Below are 16456 nucleotides of genomic sequence, written 5' to 3'. Positions count from 1 at the left end.
GCCTAAGCACTTAGGTTCTGGCTTTGCACCAAATTGTTAACTTTTCCTATTTCTTTCGCTATAGAATGCAAACAACAATCATTATCAACAAATAAAAGTAGTGGAATTAATAAATATGGAAAGTCCGAATCGATTTCATCGTTCTGCGGTTGCAGTCGTGGTATCCGCGCTTATTGCTGGTCACGCCAGTGCCACTGAGAGCACTTCTCAGCACGAAACTATCACAGTACTTGGCGAAACATACCGAAACACCGCAACTAAAACCGTTTTAGAACCGGAAGAAACGCCGCAAGCGATCACGGTAATCACTAAAGATGACATGGACCTGCGCGGCGTAAACTCGGTGAGCGAAGCATTGCGTTACGCGCCTGGCGTAAATACAGAGCTGCGTGGCGGTGCCGTTTCCCGACTTGACCTATTCAATATTCGTGGTTTTATTAACTACACCAACTTTTATGATGGTCTGCCTTTGCTGTACAACGGCTGGAATCTTCAACCTCAGGTCGATTCCGTTGCCCTTGAACAAATCGAGGTTTTTAAAGGGCCAACGTCTGTTCTTTACGGTAATATTCCACCAGGAGGTATGGTCAACATTATCGCCAAGGCGCCTCAGTCAACACCTTCGCACTCTGTCTCGATTAGTACTGGGACTAACAGCCTAAAAGAACTGACGTTCGACACCACAGGACAAATTGGTGACTCTAATGTTGATTACCGTATTATCGGCCTAGCAAAACAGCGAGATGGTCAAGCCGATACGTCTGAAGACGAACGTTATGTCCTCGCTCCATCTTTCAATTGGCAAGCGACAGAAAGAACCTTAGTCAACGTGAATGTTTACTATCAAAATGATCCATCAGCAGGTATCTACACGACCGTGCCAGCGTCTGGCTCAGTGATTGACAACCCACTTGGCTCGATGTCACCAAGCACTTATTTGGGGGATGAGGACTGGAACACTTACGAACGCGAAGTTCTGATGATGGGTTACAAAGTCCAACACGACTTTAACAACGATTGGCAATTTCTACAGAATGCCCGCTACATGACCGCCGATGCCTATCAGGAAAACACATATAACGGTGCACTTGAAGCGGATAACCGTACCGTTGGTCGAAATGCCTATTTAACCGATGAAAAGTCCAAATCCTTTGTGATTGACAACCAACTATCTGGCTACGTTAAAACGGGAGACTTTGAACATAACTTATTGTTCGGACTTGATTATCAGTATCTAGATTCGGATGTAAAATACAAAGATACGCTTGGGTATTCGCTAACTCAGGACATCTTTAATCCTGACCACAACAGCATTGACCGTAATGCACTGAATTTCCAATACAAACAAAACTTAGATATCAAAACGAAGCAAATTGGCGTTTATTTGCAAGATCAAGTTCGTTACGACCAACTTGTAATGATTGCGGGTCTTCGTTGGGATAAATACGATTCAAATACAGACGCCGTGAGCGATTACCTAGGAGCAATATCCAACAGCAAGGAAGAGTTAGACGACACCAATGTATCTTTCCGAGTCGGCGGTTTGTATGAACTCGACTTCGGCCTATCCCCATACCTTACTTACTCCGAGAGTTTTGAGCCGATTGCAGGTGCAGATGCCACAGGCAAAGCGTTTGAACCATCAACCGGGCATCAGTGGGAACTCGGTTTTAAATACGCGCCATTGTCTGGCGATATTTCGGGTAATTTAGCGTTCTTCCATATTACGAAGAAAAACGCGATCTTGACCGATCCGAATAATCCTTATGCACCGAACTATCAAGCGGGCGAAGTGGTATCACAAGGTATTGAACTTGAGGCAAAATGGCAAGCCACAGCACAAGCTGATTTCACTCTAGGCTACACGTATACCGATATGGAGATTACCGAGGACAGTTATTACAACCAAGAAGGTAAAACGCCGGTTTGGGTACCTGAGCAAACGGCCTCTCTATGGGCCAACTACTTCTTTGAAGGAAATCTTTCAGGCCTTCGTACCAGTGCTGGTGTTCGCTATGTCGGAGAAGCACAAATTGATGCTCAAAACAGCGAAAAAGTGCCTGACTACACCTTGTTTGATTTAGCAGCAAGTTACGATTTCTCAACAGTATCTGAATCAATGAAAGGGGCTAGCGTCACCCTTTCAGCAAGCAATCTATTCGATAAAGAATACTATTCTTGTTACGACAAAAATAACTGTTGGTTTGGCGCTGAGCGCTCTATTGAAGCGAAATTAGAATATAATTTCTAACTCCTCAGCGCGAAAAAGCGATGGTTTGTTTAAAACAAGCCATCGCTTTCATTTCGTATTTAGCATCAAAATATACGTTACCGTATCACTTTCTTATAGCACCTTTCCGGCCTACCTACCGACCCATAGTTTAAATCAGCCTCTAGTTCACCAGTGCTGATCAAATACTCCAAATAGCGCCTTGCCGTTGTTCGGCTCGCACCAATCTTTTCGCCTGCCTCATCAGCGGTCAGCACACTACCATTTGGGAACAACTCTCTAATCTTATCTAAGGTTACACCATCAATCCCTTTCGGTAATCGGTTCGGCAAGTTGTCTTGATTGGCGTGAGACTGCAGCATTTTATCAACGAGGTTCTGATCCAAACTCTCTGCGATGTCTAGTTGTTGGCGTTGGGACACATACTTTTTCAGTGCGGCATCTAAGCGTGGAAACATCACTGGTTTGAGTAGGTAATCAACGACCCCCCCTCTCATTGCCTGTTGTAGCGTATCGACATCCCTTGCCGCGGTAATCAAAATGACATCACAAGTTTGGTTGTTCACACGCAATGTATTGAGTATCTCAAGCCCTGTTCCATCAGGAAGGTATACATCCATCAACAACAGGTCTGGCTTAAGAATATCGAGTTGCATTTCCGCTTCCATTTTCGTGGTCGCAATGCCGACCACTTCCAAGCCTGCCAATTGGCTTAAGTATTTGTGATGCAGCTCAGCAATAGCCAGATCATCTTCAATGATCATTACGCGAGTCGCCATACTCATAATTGTTCTTCCTTGGGTAAATACACCGTTATTCTTGTTCCATAATTTGTGTTGGGCATCATCTCAACATGGCCGTGATATCGAGTAGCCAGCTGGTTGACTAGATGCAATCCTACCCCCCGATTTTGACGAGATTTCGTCGACACCCCTTTTTTAAATAGCACCTGCGGCTCTATATCGCTTGGTAAACCACAGCCTTGATCTATCACCTCAAGTATCACTTCATTTCCGTAATCGCTCACTGACACGTCGATATTTCTGCGCTCCGATGCAACATTCGACTCATCACGAATTGAAGTTAACGTGGCATCGAAAGCGTTATCAATTAAGTTGCCCAGAATGGTGACAAGGTCTTCAGAATTTAGCCACTCAGACAGAGGCTCCAAACGGCTGCCTTCTTCAACCACCAGCTGTAAGCCTAACTCGCGAGCACGTTCAGTTTTTCCAAGCAACATACCAGCAATTAACGGGTCTTTAACGGTGTCTCTTAAAAATTCGATCATCGCTTGATAGTGTGCGGTTTCTTGCCCAATTAACTTTTGTACGGCATCCAGCTCACCCATCTGAACTAACCCGCTAATGGTGTTGAGCTTATTTCGATGCTCATGGGTTTGCGAACGTAATAAATCTGCATATTCTTTGGTTTGTGATAACTGCTCGGTTAGGTCATTGATTTCATCCCTTAAACGGAAACTCGATACTGCCCCCACTATTTTTCCATCCACATAAATTGGCGAACGGTTTGCGATCAGACGTTTATGATTAAGGAATATCTCAATATCATGATCTTCCTGTCCGGTTTCTAGCACCGTATATAAGTCACTATCGCGTAACGTCTCAGTCAACGGTTTATTAAGAGCTGCCTCTCTATCAATACCGAGAATCTGACAGGCGCTACGATTGATCGAGCGAAGTATCCCTTGGGCATCAATACTTAACACGCCCTCTTTAATGGTACTCATCGTCACTTCTAATTCGCCGTACAACCGCCCTATCTCTTCAGGCTCGAACCCCAAAATGGCGCGCTGAAACTTTCTCGACGCATAATTGGATACAATGGCATTAGCGACGACAACTACGATGACCATTAAAATCAAAAAGGCCAAAAATGGCTCGATGCGGTCTTGCAGCCGGTCGAGCAAATAGCCAACCGATACCACACCAATGATGTTCCCTTGCTCGTCAAAAATCGCAGCTTTACCACGAACTGAATAACCTAACGAGCCCTGTGCCGTCGAAACATAAGACAATCCCTGCTCTAGCGCTCGACGATTGTCGCCACCTCTCATTGGTTTACCCAATCGCTCATCAACGGGGTGAATTAATCGCACTCCCTCATGGTCGCCAATAACGATGAATGCAGCACCGATGGCTTCGGTTAATTCTCGGAAACGAAGTTGGTATGGCTGAGGATTTTGGGCAGCGACCATTTCGCGAACAACGGCGGAGTCTGCTAAAAAACGGGCAACACCCAGTGCTTTTTCTCCCATTTCTTGCTCTTGATTGATTTTGAGATAAGTGAATCCTGCAGCGACAAGCAATAGAAGCTCTATCAACCCCGACAGCGTCATAATAATGAGCATTCGCTTACGAAAGCTGATCGTTTTCCAACTCATTGATACATCCTTATGATTCACTCCCAAGCGATTACGTTAACACTCAGTTAACAGCATGGCTTTGTTGCGGTGATAAATCTGTGAGGAAGGCAAGCAAACCGCAGAGTTTACGGTTAATTAATCGACGAGCTGAAACATAAAATTACAACCATTCACCAAATTCAGCATTCCTCTCTGATACTCAATTCCATACATAAATTGCCCTTTAAAACATGATCGTGATCACATCGATTTTAGCGGTTTTTGAGGCGTTTTTAGACTTTCCAACGTATAATTTTTAATCAACGAAACCATTGAGAGTTTCGGTTAGAAAGCAGTGAAGCTGGAAGTCTATTAAAAGCTCAACATTGATGTCAGTGATTTGGACACAAATAAAACAAAACACAAATACTGACTATATGACAAACACTTAGACACCATCTGAAAACTGGAAAACTATAAACAGAGGTGCATTTATAGTTAGAAGGAACACCAAACATGGAACGCGATACCTTTGGAATATGCCTGAATAAGGCGATGCTGTCAGAGAATATGTATTCAACGTTTACACACGTCAGGGCTTATGAAAAAAACGGAGGCGGTACTTCTGATCTCAAGGTCCTGTTATCGTTCCCTCAAATGAGTGGAAAAGACCTATTGAATACGATGCGAGGTTCTCGTCAGCTTGAGTGGAGAGCAGAGTTTCACTGTCCATATACGAAGTAAACTTGTAACATCTCCCGCGCCCAGCACAAACATAACTGGGCGCATACTACTACCCAATTTCCCCTCCTACTTAACACCAAGTTACGAATCCTTTATATTAGAGCTTATACTCTACGACAAAGCAGCCATTATGAAAAAAACAGGAAAGTTTTGGATACTGGGCTTACTTAGCAGCTCGATTTCCCTTGCCTGTCATGCAGCACCGATCACTTTTGATACCGCATGGCAGTTATTGCTAGAAAACAACTATTCTCTTAAAGCTCAACGCTCAAACGTCGAGAATTACCAATACCAAGAGAGTGCCACCAGCAATCTCAACTTACCTCAGGTTACCATTGGCGCGAATTACACGCGTTTAGATACCGATATCACGCTGTCGGGAAAACAGATCCTAGACAGCACAGGAACACACATTAACGTACCTCCTGCTTTTCAACCTATTTTTGGTGCCTTAGCTAATACCACTTCGACCATAACCGAACGCGATATTTTCTCTTCGTCTATTCGTGCCATTTGGCCAATTTTTACTGGTGGTCGTATTTCTGCTGCTCAATCAGCAGCAGAAGGCAAAACAGATGAGGCTAAAAGCCAGCTTCTAATGGAACAACAAGCGCGCTTTGAAGATTTGTCGAAGTACTACTTTTCTGTCGTGCTGGCAAAGGAAGTACTCGCAACGCGGCAAGCGGTTGAAGCTGGACTAAAAAAGCATCGAGATTTTGCCATTAAGCTTGAAGAGCAAGGACAAATCGCACACGTTGAGCGCCTGCAAGCCGAGGCTTCTTTAGATAAAGCATCTGTAGAAACACGTAAAGCCGCTAGCGATTTGAGTATCGCTCAGGCCGCATTAGGTAAATTACTCGCACAAGATGACGCCGTAGAGCCCGCTGAATCTTTGTTTATCAACGACAGTCTTCCTCCTCTTACCGCTTTTGTCGATCAAACGTTGCTTACCTATCCGGGGTTAGACCTTCTGAGCGCTAAACACAAACAAGCCTCTAGCTTAATCAAAGCAGAAAAAGGGAAATACTATCCTGAAGTTTACCTTTACGGCGACTACAGCTTGTATGAAGACGACTCTCTCGCAAGCCAAATGAAGCCTGACTGGTTAGTTGGTGTCGGTGTGAGCATTCCACTGATTGAATCAACAGGGCGAAGCGAAAAAGTCAAAGCCGCTCAAAGCGTCGTCTCGCAGGTCGACTCATTAAAGTCCCAAGCCAAACAAGACTTATCGCTGTTAGTCCAAAAGACATACTTGGAGGCTCAGCAAGCCATTGATGAAGTACAAGGGCTCGCATCTAGCATTGAACTCGCTAACGAAAACCTGCGCTTGCGTGAAAAAGCATTTACTCAGGGTCTGTCGTCTTCTCTGGATGTTGTGGATGCACAACTTTATGTCGCGAGTATAGAAACACAACGTTCAGCGGCACGTTTCCGCTATTTAATATCTTTAACCAAACTACTCGCATTGAGCAGTGAAATGAACAGCTTCGAACAATATCAAAATACCGCTTATATCCCTGCTTCAACATCCAAAGAGGTGAAATAAATCATGGCAGCTAAATCACTAAAACCCGTTTTACTCTCACTTTGTGCTTTGGGTGTTGTCTCTTGGGTTGGCTATCAATTTTACCAAGCCTATCAACCTGAACCGATCCGCTTACAGGGATTAATTGAAGCCCAGCAATACAGCATTTCCTCAAAAGTTCCAGGGCGTATTGATGAGGTCATGGTCCGTAAAGGCGACGATGTAGAGAAAGGTCAGCTTATTTTTACCCTTCATAGTCCTGAAATTGAAGCGAAGTTAGAACAAGCAAAAGCAGGTGAAAAAGCGGCGGACGCCTTAGCTCAAGAAGCTGAGAAAGGCGCACGTGAGCAACAAATCCAAGCAGCAAAAGATCAGTGGATGAAAGCCAAAGCCGCTGCGAATTTAATGGAAAAAACCTACAATCGCGTGAATAACCTCTATAAAGATGGCGTGGTTGCAGAACAAAAGCGCGATGAAGCTTTAACTCAATGGCAAGCAGCGAAATACACAGAAAGTGCCGCGTTTCAAATGTACGAAATGGCAAAAGAAGGCGCGAGAAGTGAAACCAAAGTAGCTGCGGCGGAAAAAGCGCGCATGGCATCGGGTGCGGTAGCCGAAGTAGAAGCGTATGCGAAAGATACTCAGATCTACAGCTGGTTTGACGGCGAAGTCTCTCAAGTTCTACTTCAAAGTGGTGAATTAGCACCTCAGGGCTTCCCGGTTGTTACTGTGATAGATACAGAAGATGCCTGGGCGACAATTAATGTGCGTGAAGATTACCTTCAACACTTTAAAAAAGGAGCAACCTTTGATGCCTATTTGCCTGCCTTAAATAAAAATGTTGAGTTCAAAGTAACGCATGTTGCCGTTATGGGTGACTTTGCAACGTGGAGAGCAACCGATGCTTCTCAAGGTTTTGATCTTCGTACCTTTGAAGTAGAAGCTCGTCCAGCTCAACCCGAACCTGAACTGCGTATGGGAATGAGTGTTGTCGTTGAACTTTAATCACAACCACTAGGTTAATGCTATGACGATTAAGATTTCACAGCGGCATATCTTACGACGAGATAAGTGGTTGCTTTCGTGCCTTACTTGGATACCGATTTTGCTCGCGATGATGATTTGGGGAGTGTTCTCTGCGGGCATTGCCCGGGATCTGCCAATCGGTGTGGTTGATCTGCAACATTCCCAACTTTCTCGAAAGCTCATTCAATCTTTGGATGCGTCGTCGAGTCTGGCTGTTAATTATCACTACACCAGTGCAAGCGAAGCAAAAAATGCGATGATTGAAGGCGATATCTACGCTTACGCGGTCATCCCATCTAAGTTCGATCAAGATATTCTCCAGCACCGCCAACCTCAACTCTCTGTCTTTTACAACAGTCAGTACATTTTGGTAGCGAAATTGATCAACTCTGCCGTTGCGCAAGCACAAGGCTATTTCGATGCTCAGGTTGAAGTAATTAGCAACTTGGCTAAAGGTAACACCACAACGTTAGCGGCGGCTGGACAGGCTGTACCCGTGTCGACACAAATAACCGCATTATTTAACCGTAACAATAACTACGCACAATTTTTGGTAACAGCTATCGTGCCAGCCATTTGGCAAATATGTATTGTAGTAAGCACTATTTTGATTCTTACCGCGCACTTTCGCATTTATGGTGGAAAGAATGGCTTTGCGTTTTTGGGCAAAAAGCCATACGCCAAGCTCACTTCCCTATTAAGTCAGTACATTCCGGTCTTTATGGCGCAAGGTGCGTTGTTCTTGTATTGGTTTTATTCCGTGCTTGATTGGCCAATGGAAGGCAGTTTTGTGGTTATGCTACTAGCACAATTGGTGACGGTTATCGCCTGTATCATTATGGGAGCGTTGTTCTTCTTCTTGTCGATGGATCCTGCACGTGCGATGAGTTTTGCTGGCGCGTTTACGGCTCCAAGTTTCGCGTTCATGGGAATTACATTCCCAGTTTCTGACATGAACACGCTCGCTTATGCATGGCGTTCATTATTGCCGATTACCCATTACATTGAAGTACAAGTGAGTCAAGCAAGCTATGGAGCATCGGCCGCACAATCTTTAAGCTCGCTATGGCCTATGATTGGCTACGTTGTGCCCCTGCTCATTACCGCAGCCTTGATGGGTAAACATCGAACAGCTTCATCAACACGCCAAGCTAAGGAGGCGGTATGACATTGTGGCAACTGATTAAAGCGGAATTTAAGGCCGTTCTAACCAATCCAGTCGTTACGTTGACCGTGTTTGGTGGTGTCGTATTTTACTCGTTTTTATACCCTTTGCCTTATGCACAACAAACGCCTCGTGAACAACCAATCGCGATTGTTAATCTAGATGGTAGTCAGACGAGTTTAAAGCTGGAACGTATGGTTGATGCCACCCCACAAGTCAACGTAGTCACTCGACTTCATACGATTGCCGATGCAAAGCAAGCATTTTTACAACAAGAGATCACCGGTTTTTTAGTCATACCAGAACACTTTTACAAAGACCTAATGCTAGGTAAAAGCCCGACTCTGGCCTACGCTGCGGACGCCTCGTATTTTCTCGTGTACGGAACCGTGGTAGAAGGATTGGCCCAAGCGGGAGGCACATTAGGGGCCCAAGTGAAAGTCAGTAAAATGGTGATAGATGGTGTGCCCATGAGTATGGCTAGCCATAATTACTCTGCTATTAAGCTTAATATGAAACCGACGTTCAACCCAACCATGGGTTACATCGAATACGTAGTGCCAGCAGTATTTGTTCTGATTTTACAACAAACGTTGATCATGGCGGTTGGATTACAAACGGGAACACAGCGTCATGGTCGTGGCTACTGGTCACAAGTATCAACGGGATCGCTGCTGCTTGTGAGAACGTTAGTATTTGTGGCAATTTATTATTTACTCGGCGCCTATTATTTTGGTTTTAGCTTCGAACGCTTAAACGTAAACCATATCGCCAACGCGGGCGAATTGCTAGCTATGTTGTTCCCGTTCTTTTTAGGTTGTTGCGGACTAGGCTTCTGGCTAGGCTACTTATTACCTCGGCGTGAACTTGTCACCTTAGTCGTCTTAGTGAGCTCTATGCCGCTCATTTTCTTGGCGGGTTTTATTTGGCCGATTGAAGCCATTCCTGCTCCCCTACTATGGATTGCAGATTTAAGTCCAAGTACATGGGCGATCAAAGCTTTCTTAGCGCTAAACCAAATGGGGGCAACCTGGCAACAAGTCGCTCCACATTGGACGGCACTTTGGGCACTCACCGTGCTTTGGGGTAGCGTTGCGTACTGGATTGCTAAGCGCAATAACAAGCCAGTTGTAACAGAAAGTCTAAGTTGATTTCTCTCTACAGCTCAAAGATATAATCACAAATCAAAAACCTGATGGACGATCTGAGGGGCGAAGTATCGCCCCTTTTTTATTGGCGACGTTAGCCAACGTGATTGGAAAGTTCGTTTAGCATGCTTCAGCCTCTCTAAATGGCACCTTCGGAACGATCCCATGACCTTATCGACAAATAGTTGATTTTTTGGAAGCATTGTTTATGTCACATGTTGTAACATTGCTTACCTAACGTATTGTAACAAGAGAGAATTGGATGTCTAAAGCGGAATCATCTTCCAGAAAGTTAAGCTTTATTATTATTGGCCTCGTTTTTGTGGTTTGGCTATATAGCTTGTGGGCTGATCGAGTAACACCAATCACTGGCACCGCTCGGATTCATTCTTATCTTGTCCGTATTACTCCAGAGGTTTCGGGGAACCTAACTGAAATCCATGTTCGTAATAATCAAGTCGTTAATGCTGGTGATGTGCTTTTCGAAATTGATCCAAGAGATTATCAAATTAATCTGCGTTCAGCCGAAGCAAACTTAGCCATTGCTGGCCAAAACATTGGAGCCAACACAGCGGCTGTTGAAGTGGCACAAGCTAAGGTCATTGAATCACTCGCAGCTCGTGACAACGCAAGAGAACAAGCAGCTCGCGTAACCGAGCTCGCCGCAAAAGGGGTATTGAGTAAATCTGAGCTAGACAACGCCATCGAAGCCAAAGCACGAGCTCAAGCCACATTAGAGGCAGCAGAAGCGTCCTTAGCTCAAGCCAAGCATAATCTTGGTCCCGAAGGGCAAGATAATCCCCAGATTCTCGCAGCTATAGCAAATCTAGAAAAAGCGCAACTCGACTTACAACGAACGAAAGTGATTGCTCCATCAAAGGGGATCGTTTCTAACTTACAACTCACTGTTGGGCAAAAAGCGACGACTGGCTCACCTCTTGTCACTTTCATTGATCCGAGAGGCGTGTGGGTATCAGCGCTTGTTCGCGAAAACTCACTCGAGCATGTTCGTGCGGGACAAAAAACAAAGATTGTGTTGGATGCTTTACCTGGCAGAGTGTTTGAAGGGCGAGTAGAAAGCATTGGTTGGGGTACTGGTGGCAGTAACGACGTCGATCCGACAACTGGCTTTTTGGTTGCAGACAATAATTCCTTAAACGCACAGCGCTATCCTGTAAATATTGTTTTTGAAGGCGGAGATATTCCCGAAAACGTACGTTATGGTTCGAAAGCAACGGTCGCTTTTTTAACTGAGCAAAGCACCTTTGGAGAGTGGCTGGCCTCTTTCTGGATGAGAGTGTTGAGTATCTGGACTTATGTTTCATAGTTCAGCAAACCCAATCATTAGATTGGTTTTCACTCCGATTCTTTTACTGTTTTACTTACAGTATTCAGGTGCACCTACTCCCTTTATCGCGCCAATATTCGTTGTGATTTTTCTAACACTGATGCCATCTAAACCCCCGTTCAACATGATGTTGAAATTGCTGGTAATACTCTCACTTCTCAGCTTTGGCATCGTAACTTTAGCAGGAGCGCTCATGAGCTCTCCTAGTGGCTTCTTACTGTTTACTTGGTCACTTCTCTGTTGGAGTTATTACCGAAGTCATCGCGATCCCAAAGACATCGTTTCGACACTCACTTTGATTGTTGTATTGATTATCGTGGTCACAAGCCAACAAATGGGGTTGTCGCTTGAGGGGTTGCCATGGGTCTTATTTACTAGTTTCATCGTTGCGTTGGTTGCCACATACATTAGCTTTTGGCTATTCCCTGGGGACGAAAAAGATATACAACCAGACCAAACCACTCTTGATGGTGCAAACGAACATATCGGGCTTATCGTCTTTAAAGCAACCGCATTGTGTGTTGTTTTGTACGCGCTAATATCATCTGGAAGCTCTCAAACGATATTGATCGCAATAACATTTGGCAGCATGATTAAGCACCCAATTAATCAAGACAGTCATTCCTTTGGGCGGTATCGAATTATCACTACAAGCCTAGGGATCTTGTTTACTATTCCATGCATGCTTGCAGTAGCCACAGGTGCACCTACTTACGTTGTACTTGGCGTTACCATCTTTTGTGGCCTGCAACTAGCGTGTTTTGCAATACGTCGACAGACACACTTAACCATCTATCAATTGCTTTTTACTAACTTCACTGTGCTGACTTACCAGATTATTAACAATACGGGCATCGAATCATTTTCTGCTCAAATGACTCGATTCGTCTCTATTTCTATCGCTATAGTTCTAGGGGTACTGGTTCTCAATTTATTTAGATCAGAGCAAGAGGTGAAATAACTGCAGCCTCTCTTTCTTAAACTAACAGCGGCTGAGCGATATGAGCTTTCTCATTGAACGAAGCTTGAATAAATAAAAAAAGCATCGATCTTATACTCACATACAGAGGATTACTCCCTCCCAATAACCATTAACGTCCAATCAGAAGAAAAGAATTTTTCAAGTAAAAAAACAAGACTCGAATTGAGTCTTGTTTATAAATGTGGTCTGGATGAATACGGTTATGGCGTCGCTTTAAAATCGCGGATTAGCTTCTCCCTATACGCCGTAACAACCCTCATGATAGAGTCTTTTACATCCCCTATTTGCTTAGAGGGTTGACACCAAAGGCCAAAACCAAACTTAAAGCCTTCTAGTAATTCACAGACTTCAACGGGCTCTATATCATTATTAGAAAATTCGGAATGAGCCAGCGTTCTAGGAAGAATCGCCCACCCTAGCCCTGCTTCAACCATTTTTACAACAAGAGCCAACTGATCGACTTCTTCATGATTCGAACTGACGATAACTTTTTCACCCATTCCTTCTTCAACGAAAGATCGCAACACAAATTGCTTGCTATTCCTCAACGCAGTTAACACTCGGTCGGGTGCCATAGAAGCCAGTTCACCACCTTTCTGGACAAAGGGAACAAATTCAAAGTGACCTAAAAACGTCGAGTCTAGACTGTGTATTGCACGGCTATCATGCACATTGACAATACCGAACTGGTACTCACCAGTCGCTAAACCTTCTTTGATCTCGTTACGGTTACGAACAAAAAAGTTAACTCGCATCATCGGAAAATCTGCCGCTAATTGAACACGAAGTAACACCAGCAAACGATGTGGGATAGCACTAGAATAGGCAATACTGACACTCTCTAAGCCACCATGAGCAAGGCTCAATGCGACTTTGTCGAACGTACGGGCTTGTTCAATTGTTTGCTTTGCATAGTGGTAAAGAAGGCGAGCATCTTCAGTGGGTTCTACGGAACGGCCAACCCGAGTAAACAAGCTCACAGCAAGTAAATCTTCTAAGTTCGTAACAACCTGCCCGATGGTTGTTCTGTGCTTATTCAATTTTACAGCGGCTTTGCTAAACGAAAGCTCCTCGTAAACAGCAACGAATGCCAATAGTTGTTCAAAACTAAAATTCATAGGTTTTCTTATATCTTAGGGCTACATGGCTAAACTATCACAAGTTATTGAGAATGCTAGCTCGAAAGAGCGACGGTTAACCCGAGGCTTTTATCGTCATCACTAGATACGTAGTTATTCCGCACGTAAATGCGAAAACTTATCGCACTCACACTCCCCTTAAAGCACGTTCGACATCAGACGTAACTCATTACGAACTCTCTAAAAAAATACATTGATGGATTTGATCCTACAAAAGCGATTATTACATTTGTAGGATTTCTCTTATCTTTGCATTCATCAAATAAATAGAGAAAAGCACTATGAACTCAATGCCACATGAGCTTGTGTGGGGTGAAGTTTACTTCCCACCCTTGTTGCTGGTTATTGCATTGGCTTACATTCTCACCATTTTGGTTGGAACCGTTGCAACAAAATTAGGGGTACACAAATACGTTGCGTTTCCAGCACTTGCTGAGCTGAGCCTAATTGTGATTTTTACTGGCGTTATTGGTCGATTCATAACCATCTTTTGAGGCAAATTCCGTGATAAAACGTTATCTAATCACATTTTTATTACTGTGTTCCGCTGGCACTGTGATTTTCAGTTACTACCAATCATACTCAAACAATCCTTGGACTAGAGATGGTCATGTCAGCGCGTACATTGTGTCTATAACGCCCCGTGTAACCGGGCAAGTCATCAAGGTATATGTTGAAGACAACTCCCAAGTTAATGCGGGCGACTTACTGTTTGAGATTGACCCAAGCATTTATAAAGCGTCTTACCACAAAGCCCAGGCGGCTCAAAAGCAAGCCATTGCGTTGTTAGCGAAAGCCAAAAATGAAGAACAACGTGCACTGGAACTAGAAAAGCGTACACCTGGCGCGGTATCTGTGCTGACGTTGAACAATTTGAACAACGCCGTAGAGACAGCAATCGCAAACGTGGAGTTGGCGAAAGCAAACGTCGAAGAAGCAAAACTGAACCTTGATTACACCAAGGTGTACGCTCCAACAAATGGTTACATCACTAATTTTAATCTGCGCACCGGCTCCCAAGTTGTCGCAAACTCACCAGTTGTAGCATTAATTGATGAAGACAGCTTTTGGATCGAAGGCTATTTCAAAGAAACGGATTTAGTTGGTGTTGATCCACAAGATAAAGCATACGTGACCTTAATGATGCACGACGAAATGGTGCTGGAAGGTAAAATCAAGAGCATTGGTTACGGCATCGCGAAGCAAGACGGTAGTACAGGTAACGACCTTCTGCCTAATGTGAACCCTAACTTTCAGTGGATACGCTTAGCTCAACGCATTCCAATTAAAGTGAAATTAGACAACTTACCAAAAGATTTTCAACTACGCGTCGGTATGACGGCATCCATCAAAATCATCAAACAATAAATGCGGTGAAATGTATGTTCAATGCCTCAACCAAAGAAGCAATTAAAGCTGCACTGTCTATCGTTATCGCAATCTGCCTCGCCTTATGGTTTCAATGGGAGAAACCCTATTGGGCAGCGATCGCCGTCGCGGTAATGGCATTAAATGAAAGCTTCGCTCACTCGATAAACAAAGGTCATAATCGCCTAGTGGGAACCCTACTGGGCATTGGCTATGCCTTTTTCCTCATCACGGCATTTTCTCAAGATCGCTTTTTGTTCCTGACTTTTTTTACCCTATTTTTAGGTGTATGCATTTTCATGTCGAGCGACGAAAAGTACGGTTATGTGTTCTCCATAGGCTTTGCTGTGTGCTCTATCATCGCTTGTATGGGAGGGTTTGATAGTCAAGTGACGTTCCATTTCGCAGTACTTCGAATGCAGGAAACTATTCTTGGCATCATTACCTTCTCCGTTGTTTATCGTTTGGTTTGGCCAGTGAATACTGAAGAGAATTTCATTCAACGCTTTGAGAGCAGCCGTGAGGTGTTGCTTAAAGCTTTAGACAAACCAAATGACATTGATATTGATGCCCTTGAAACCAACACAGCAAACATTGAGAAGATGTGCCAACTACTGGGATTACCGCTCACGGGCAGTTACCACCTCAAAGAACATCGAAAGCTGTGGCATCTGCGCCTCGAAGAGATGAAACGTATTCAAGAACGATTACTTGAACAAGTGGAAAAGCCCCACTGTGATGATATTGACTGGAAACCTGTGGCTCAAAACCTGACGCTATTTAATATCGCTCAGCCAACCACGCATCTAATTGGTCGTACCTTATTGACAGAACAAGTGAAACAGAAAACATCTTGGCATCGTGAACACCGGACTTTCATACAGCACTTGAAAGAAGACCGCAGAAAGGTTTTGCAAGGCCTATCGATGTTTATCACCTCGTTATTGGTTTGGATTTATCTCCCTGTACCAGGTGGGTTTATCTTCCCTATGTTGGCCGGTGTCTTTTCATCAATAGTACCTACAATGCCTCCTAGCGTTGTTAAAGATGCCTTCTTTGGCGTTTTGGGAACAGGTTCAGTGATACTGCTGCAATACATCTTCTTGATGCCCATGATGACTGAGCTATGGCAACTAGGGTTATTTTATTTCATCAATATTATTTTGATTTGGGAGGTATTTTCTACACCACAGCTGATGATCCATAGAGTCTTAGGCGTCAATTTATTGGTGGTATTAACCTCAGGCGCACTTAACTTGACCCCGGAGTATCGTATCGAAACACCTTTACTCATGCTGGTAAACATCATGCTCATTTTGATGATCGCCAAGTTATTTAATGACCTGTTTCATCCCCGCGTAACCGCTTAAACAAGTAATTAAACTTAATAAGGAAATGCTTTGAACAATGGAACAATGG

At 44.1% G+C, this 16456-nt stretch carries 14 protein-coding genes; 11 read left to right on the top strand and 3 right to left on the bottom strand.

Annotation, left to right across the window (positions count from 1 at the left end):
• Nucleotides 1–115 precede the first annotated feature (115 nt).
• Nucleotides 116–2251, top strand: coding sequence for a TonB-dependent siderophore receptor (locus R2S67_RS15450; RefSeq protein WP_317345539.1), 2136 nt, complete (start codon nt 116–118; stop codon nt 2249–2251).
• A 77-nt stretch (nt 2252–2328) separates the two neighbouring features.
• Here R2S67_RS15450 and R2S67_RS15445 read toward each other — a convergent pair whose 3' ends face one another.
• Entirely contained in the window at nt 2329–3015 is a 687-nt protein-coding gene (locus R2S67_RS15445) for a response regulator (RefSeq protein WP_317345537.1), read from the bottom strand.
• Nucleotides 3012–4631, bottom strand: a complete 1620-nt coding sequence (locus R2S67_RS15440) for a sensor histidine kinase (RefSeq protein ID WP_317345535.1) — start codon at nt 4629–4631, stop codon at nt 3012–3014. Before R2S67_RS15440 ends, R2S67_RS15445 begins: the two co-directional genes overlap by 4 nt.
• A 477-nt stretch (nt 4632–5108) precedes the next feature.
• Here R2S67_RS15440 and R2S67_RS15435 point away from each other — a divergent pair, with 477 nt between their 5' ends.
• The 7 genes from R2S67_RS15435 to R2S67_RS15405 all read left to right on the top strand — a co-directional run bounded on the left by R2S67_RS15435 (nt 5109) and on the right by R2S67_RS15405 (nt 12509).
• On the top strand, nt 5109–5336 hold the full coding sequence (locus R2S67_RS15435; protein ID WP_005377125.1) for a hypothetical protein: 228 nt from the start codon (nt 5109–5111) through the stop codon (nt 5334–5336).
• A gap of 130 nt (nt 5337–5466) precedes the next feature.
• The gene (locus R2S67_RS15430) at nt 5467–6882 is read left to right on the top strand and encodes a TolC family protein (RefSeq protein WP_065646402.1); all 1416 of its coding nucleotides are present in this window, start codon (nt 5467–5469) and stop codon (nt 6880–6882) included.
• Between the two features lie 3 nt (nt 6883–6885).
• Nucleotides 6886–7866 carry an HlyD family secretion protein gene (locus tag R2S67_RS15425; RefSeq protein WP_164666839.1) on the top strand — a complete coding sequence of 327 codons (981 nt, stop codon included), beginning with the start codon at nt 6886–6888 and terminating at the stop codon, nt 7864–7866.
• Nucleotides 7867–7888: 22 nt separating this feature from the next.
• Nucleotides 7889–9055 carry an ABC transporter permease gene (locus tag R2S67_RS15420; protein ID WP_268853776.1) on the top strand — a complete coding sequence of 389 codons (1167 nt, stop codon included), beginning with the start codon at nt 7889–7891 and terminating at the stop codon, nt 9053–9055.
• Nucleotides 9052–10203 (top strand): ABC transporter permease, encoded by a 1152-nt coding sequence (locus R2S67_RS15415; protein ID WP_317345520.1) that lies wholly within the window; start codon nt 9052–9054, stop codon nt 10201–10203. The genes R2S67_RS15420 and R2S67_RS15415 overlap by 4 nt, the downstream gene beginning before the upstream one ends.
• A 259-nt stretch (nt 10204–10462) precedes the next feature.
• The gene (locus R2S67_RS15410; RefSeq protein WP_046875202.1) at nt 10463–11527 is read left to right on the top strand and encodes an HlyD family secretion protein; all 1065 of its coding nucleotides are present in this window, start codon (nt 10463–10465) and stop codon (nt 11525–11527) included.
• Nucleotides 11517–12509, top strand: a complete 993-nt coding sequence (locus R2S67_RS15405) for a DUF2955 domain-containing protein (RefSeq protein WP_317345519.1) — start codon at nt 11517–11519, stop codon at nt 12507–12509. Before R2S67_RS15410 ends, R2S67_RS15405 begins: the two co-directional genes overlap by 11 nt.
• Nucleotides 12510–12730: 221 nt before the next feature.
• Here R2S67_RS15405 and R2S67_RS15400 read toward each other — a convergent pair whose 3' ends face one another.
• Nucleotides 12731–13648 (bottom strand): LysR family transcriptional regulator, encoded by a 918-nt coding sequence (locus tag R2S67_RS15400; RefSeq protein ID WP_005397348.1) that lies wholly within the window; start codon nt 13646–13648, stop codon nt 12731–12733.
• 302 nt (nt 13649–13950) lie between these two features.
• Between R2S67_RS15400 and R2S67_RS15395 the strand changes: the two genes are divergently transcribed.
• From R2S67_RS15395 to R2S67_RS15385, 3 genes are read left to right on the top strand one after another with little or no spacing between them, the layout of a single operon-like run.
• Nucleotides 13951–14163 (top strand): DUF1656 domain-containing protein, encoded by a 213-nt coding sequence (locus R2S67_RS15395; RefSeq protein ID WP_012841753.1) that lies wholly within the window; start codon nt 13951–13953, stop codon nt 14161–14163.
• Between the two features lie 10 nt (nt 14164–14173).
• Entirely contained in the window at nt 14174–15037 is an 864-nt protein-coding gene (locus R2S67_RS15390; protein WP_031780619.1) for an HlyD family secretion protein, read from the top strand.
• 14 nt (nt 15038–15051) lie between these two features.
• Nucleotides 15052–16407, top strand: a complete 1356-nt coding sequence (locus R2S67_RS15385; RefSeq protein WP_317345517.1) for an FUSC family protein — start codon at nt 15052–15054, stop codon at nt 16405–16407.
• Nucleotides 16408–16456 lie beyond the last annotated feature (49 nt).

The organism is Vibrio sp. T13N (assembly GCF_032970445.1).
GTDB lineage: Bacteria > Pseudomonadota > Gammaproteobacteria > Enterobacterales > Vibrionaceae > Vibrio > Vibrio diabolicus.
This window is presented reverse-complemented; position numbering and strand designations above follow the sequence as displayed.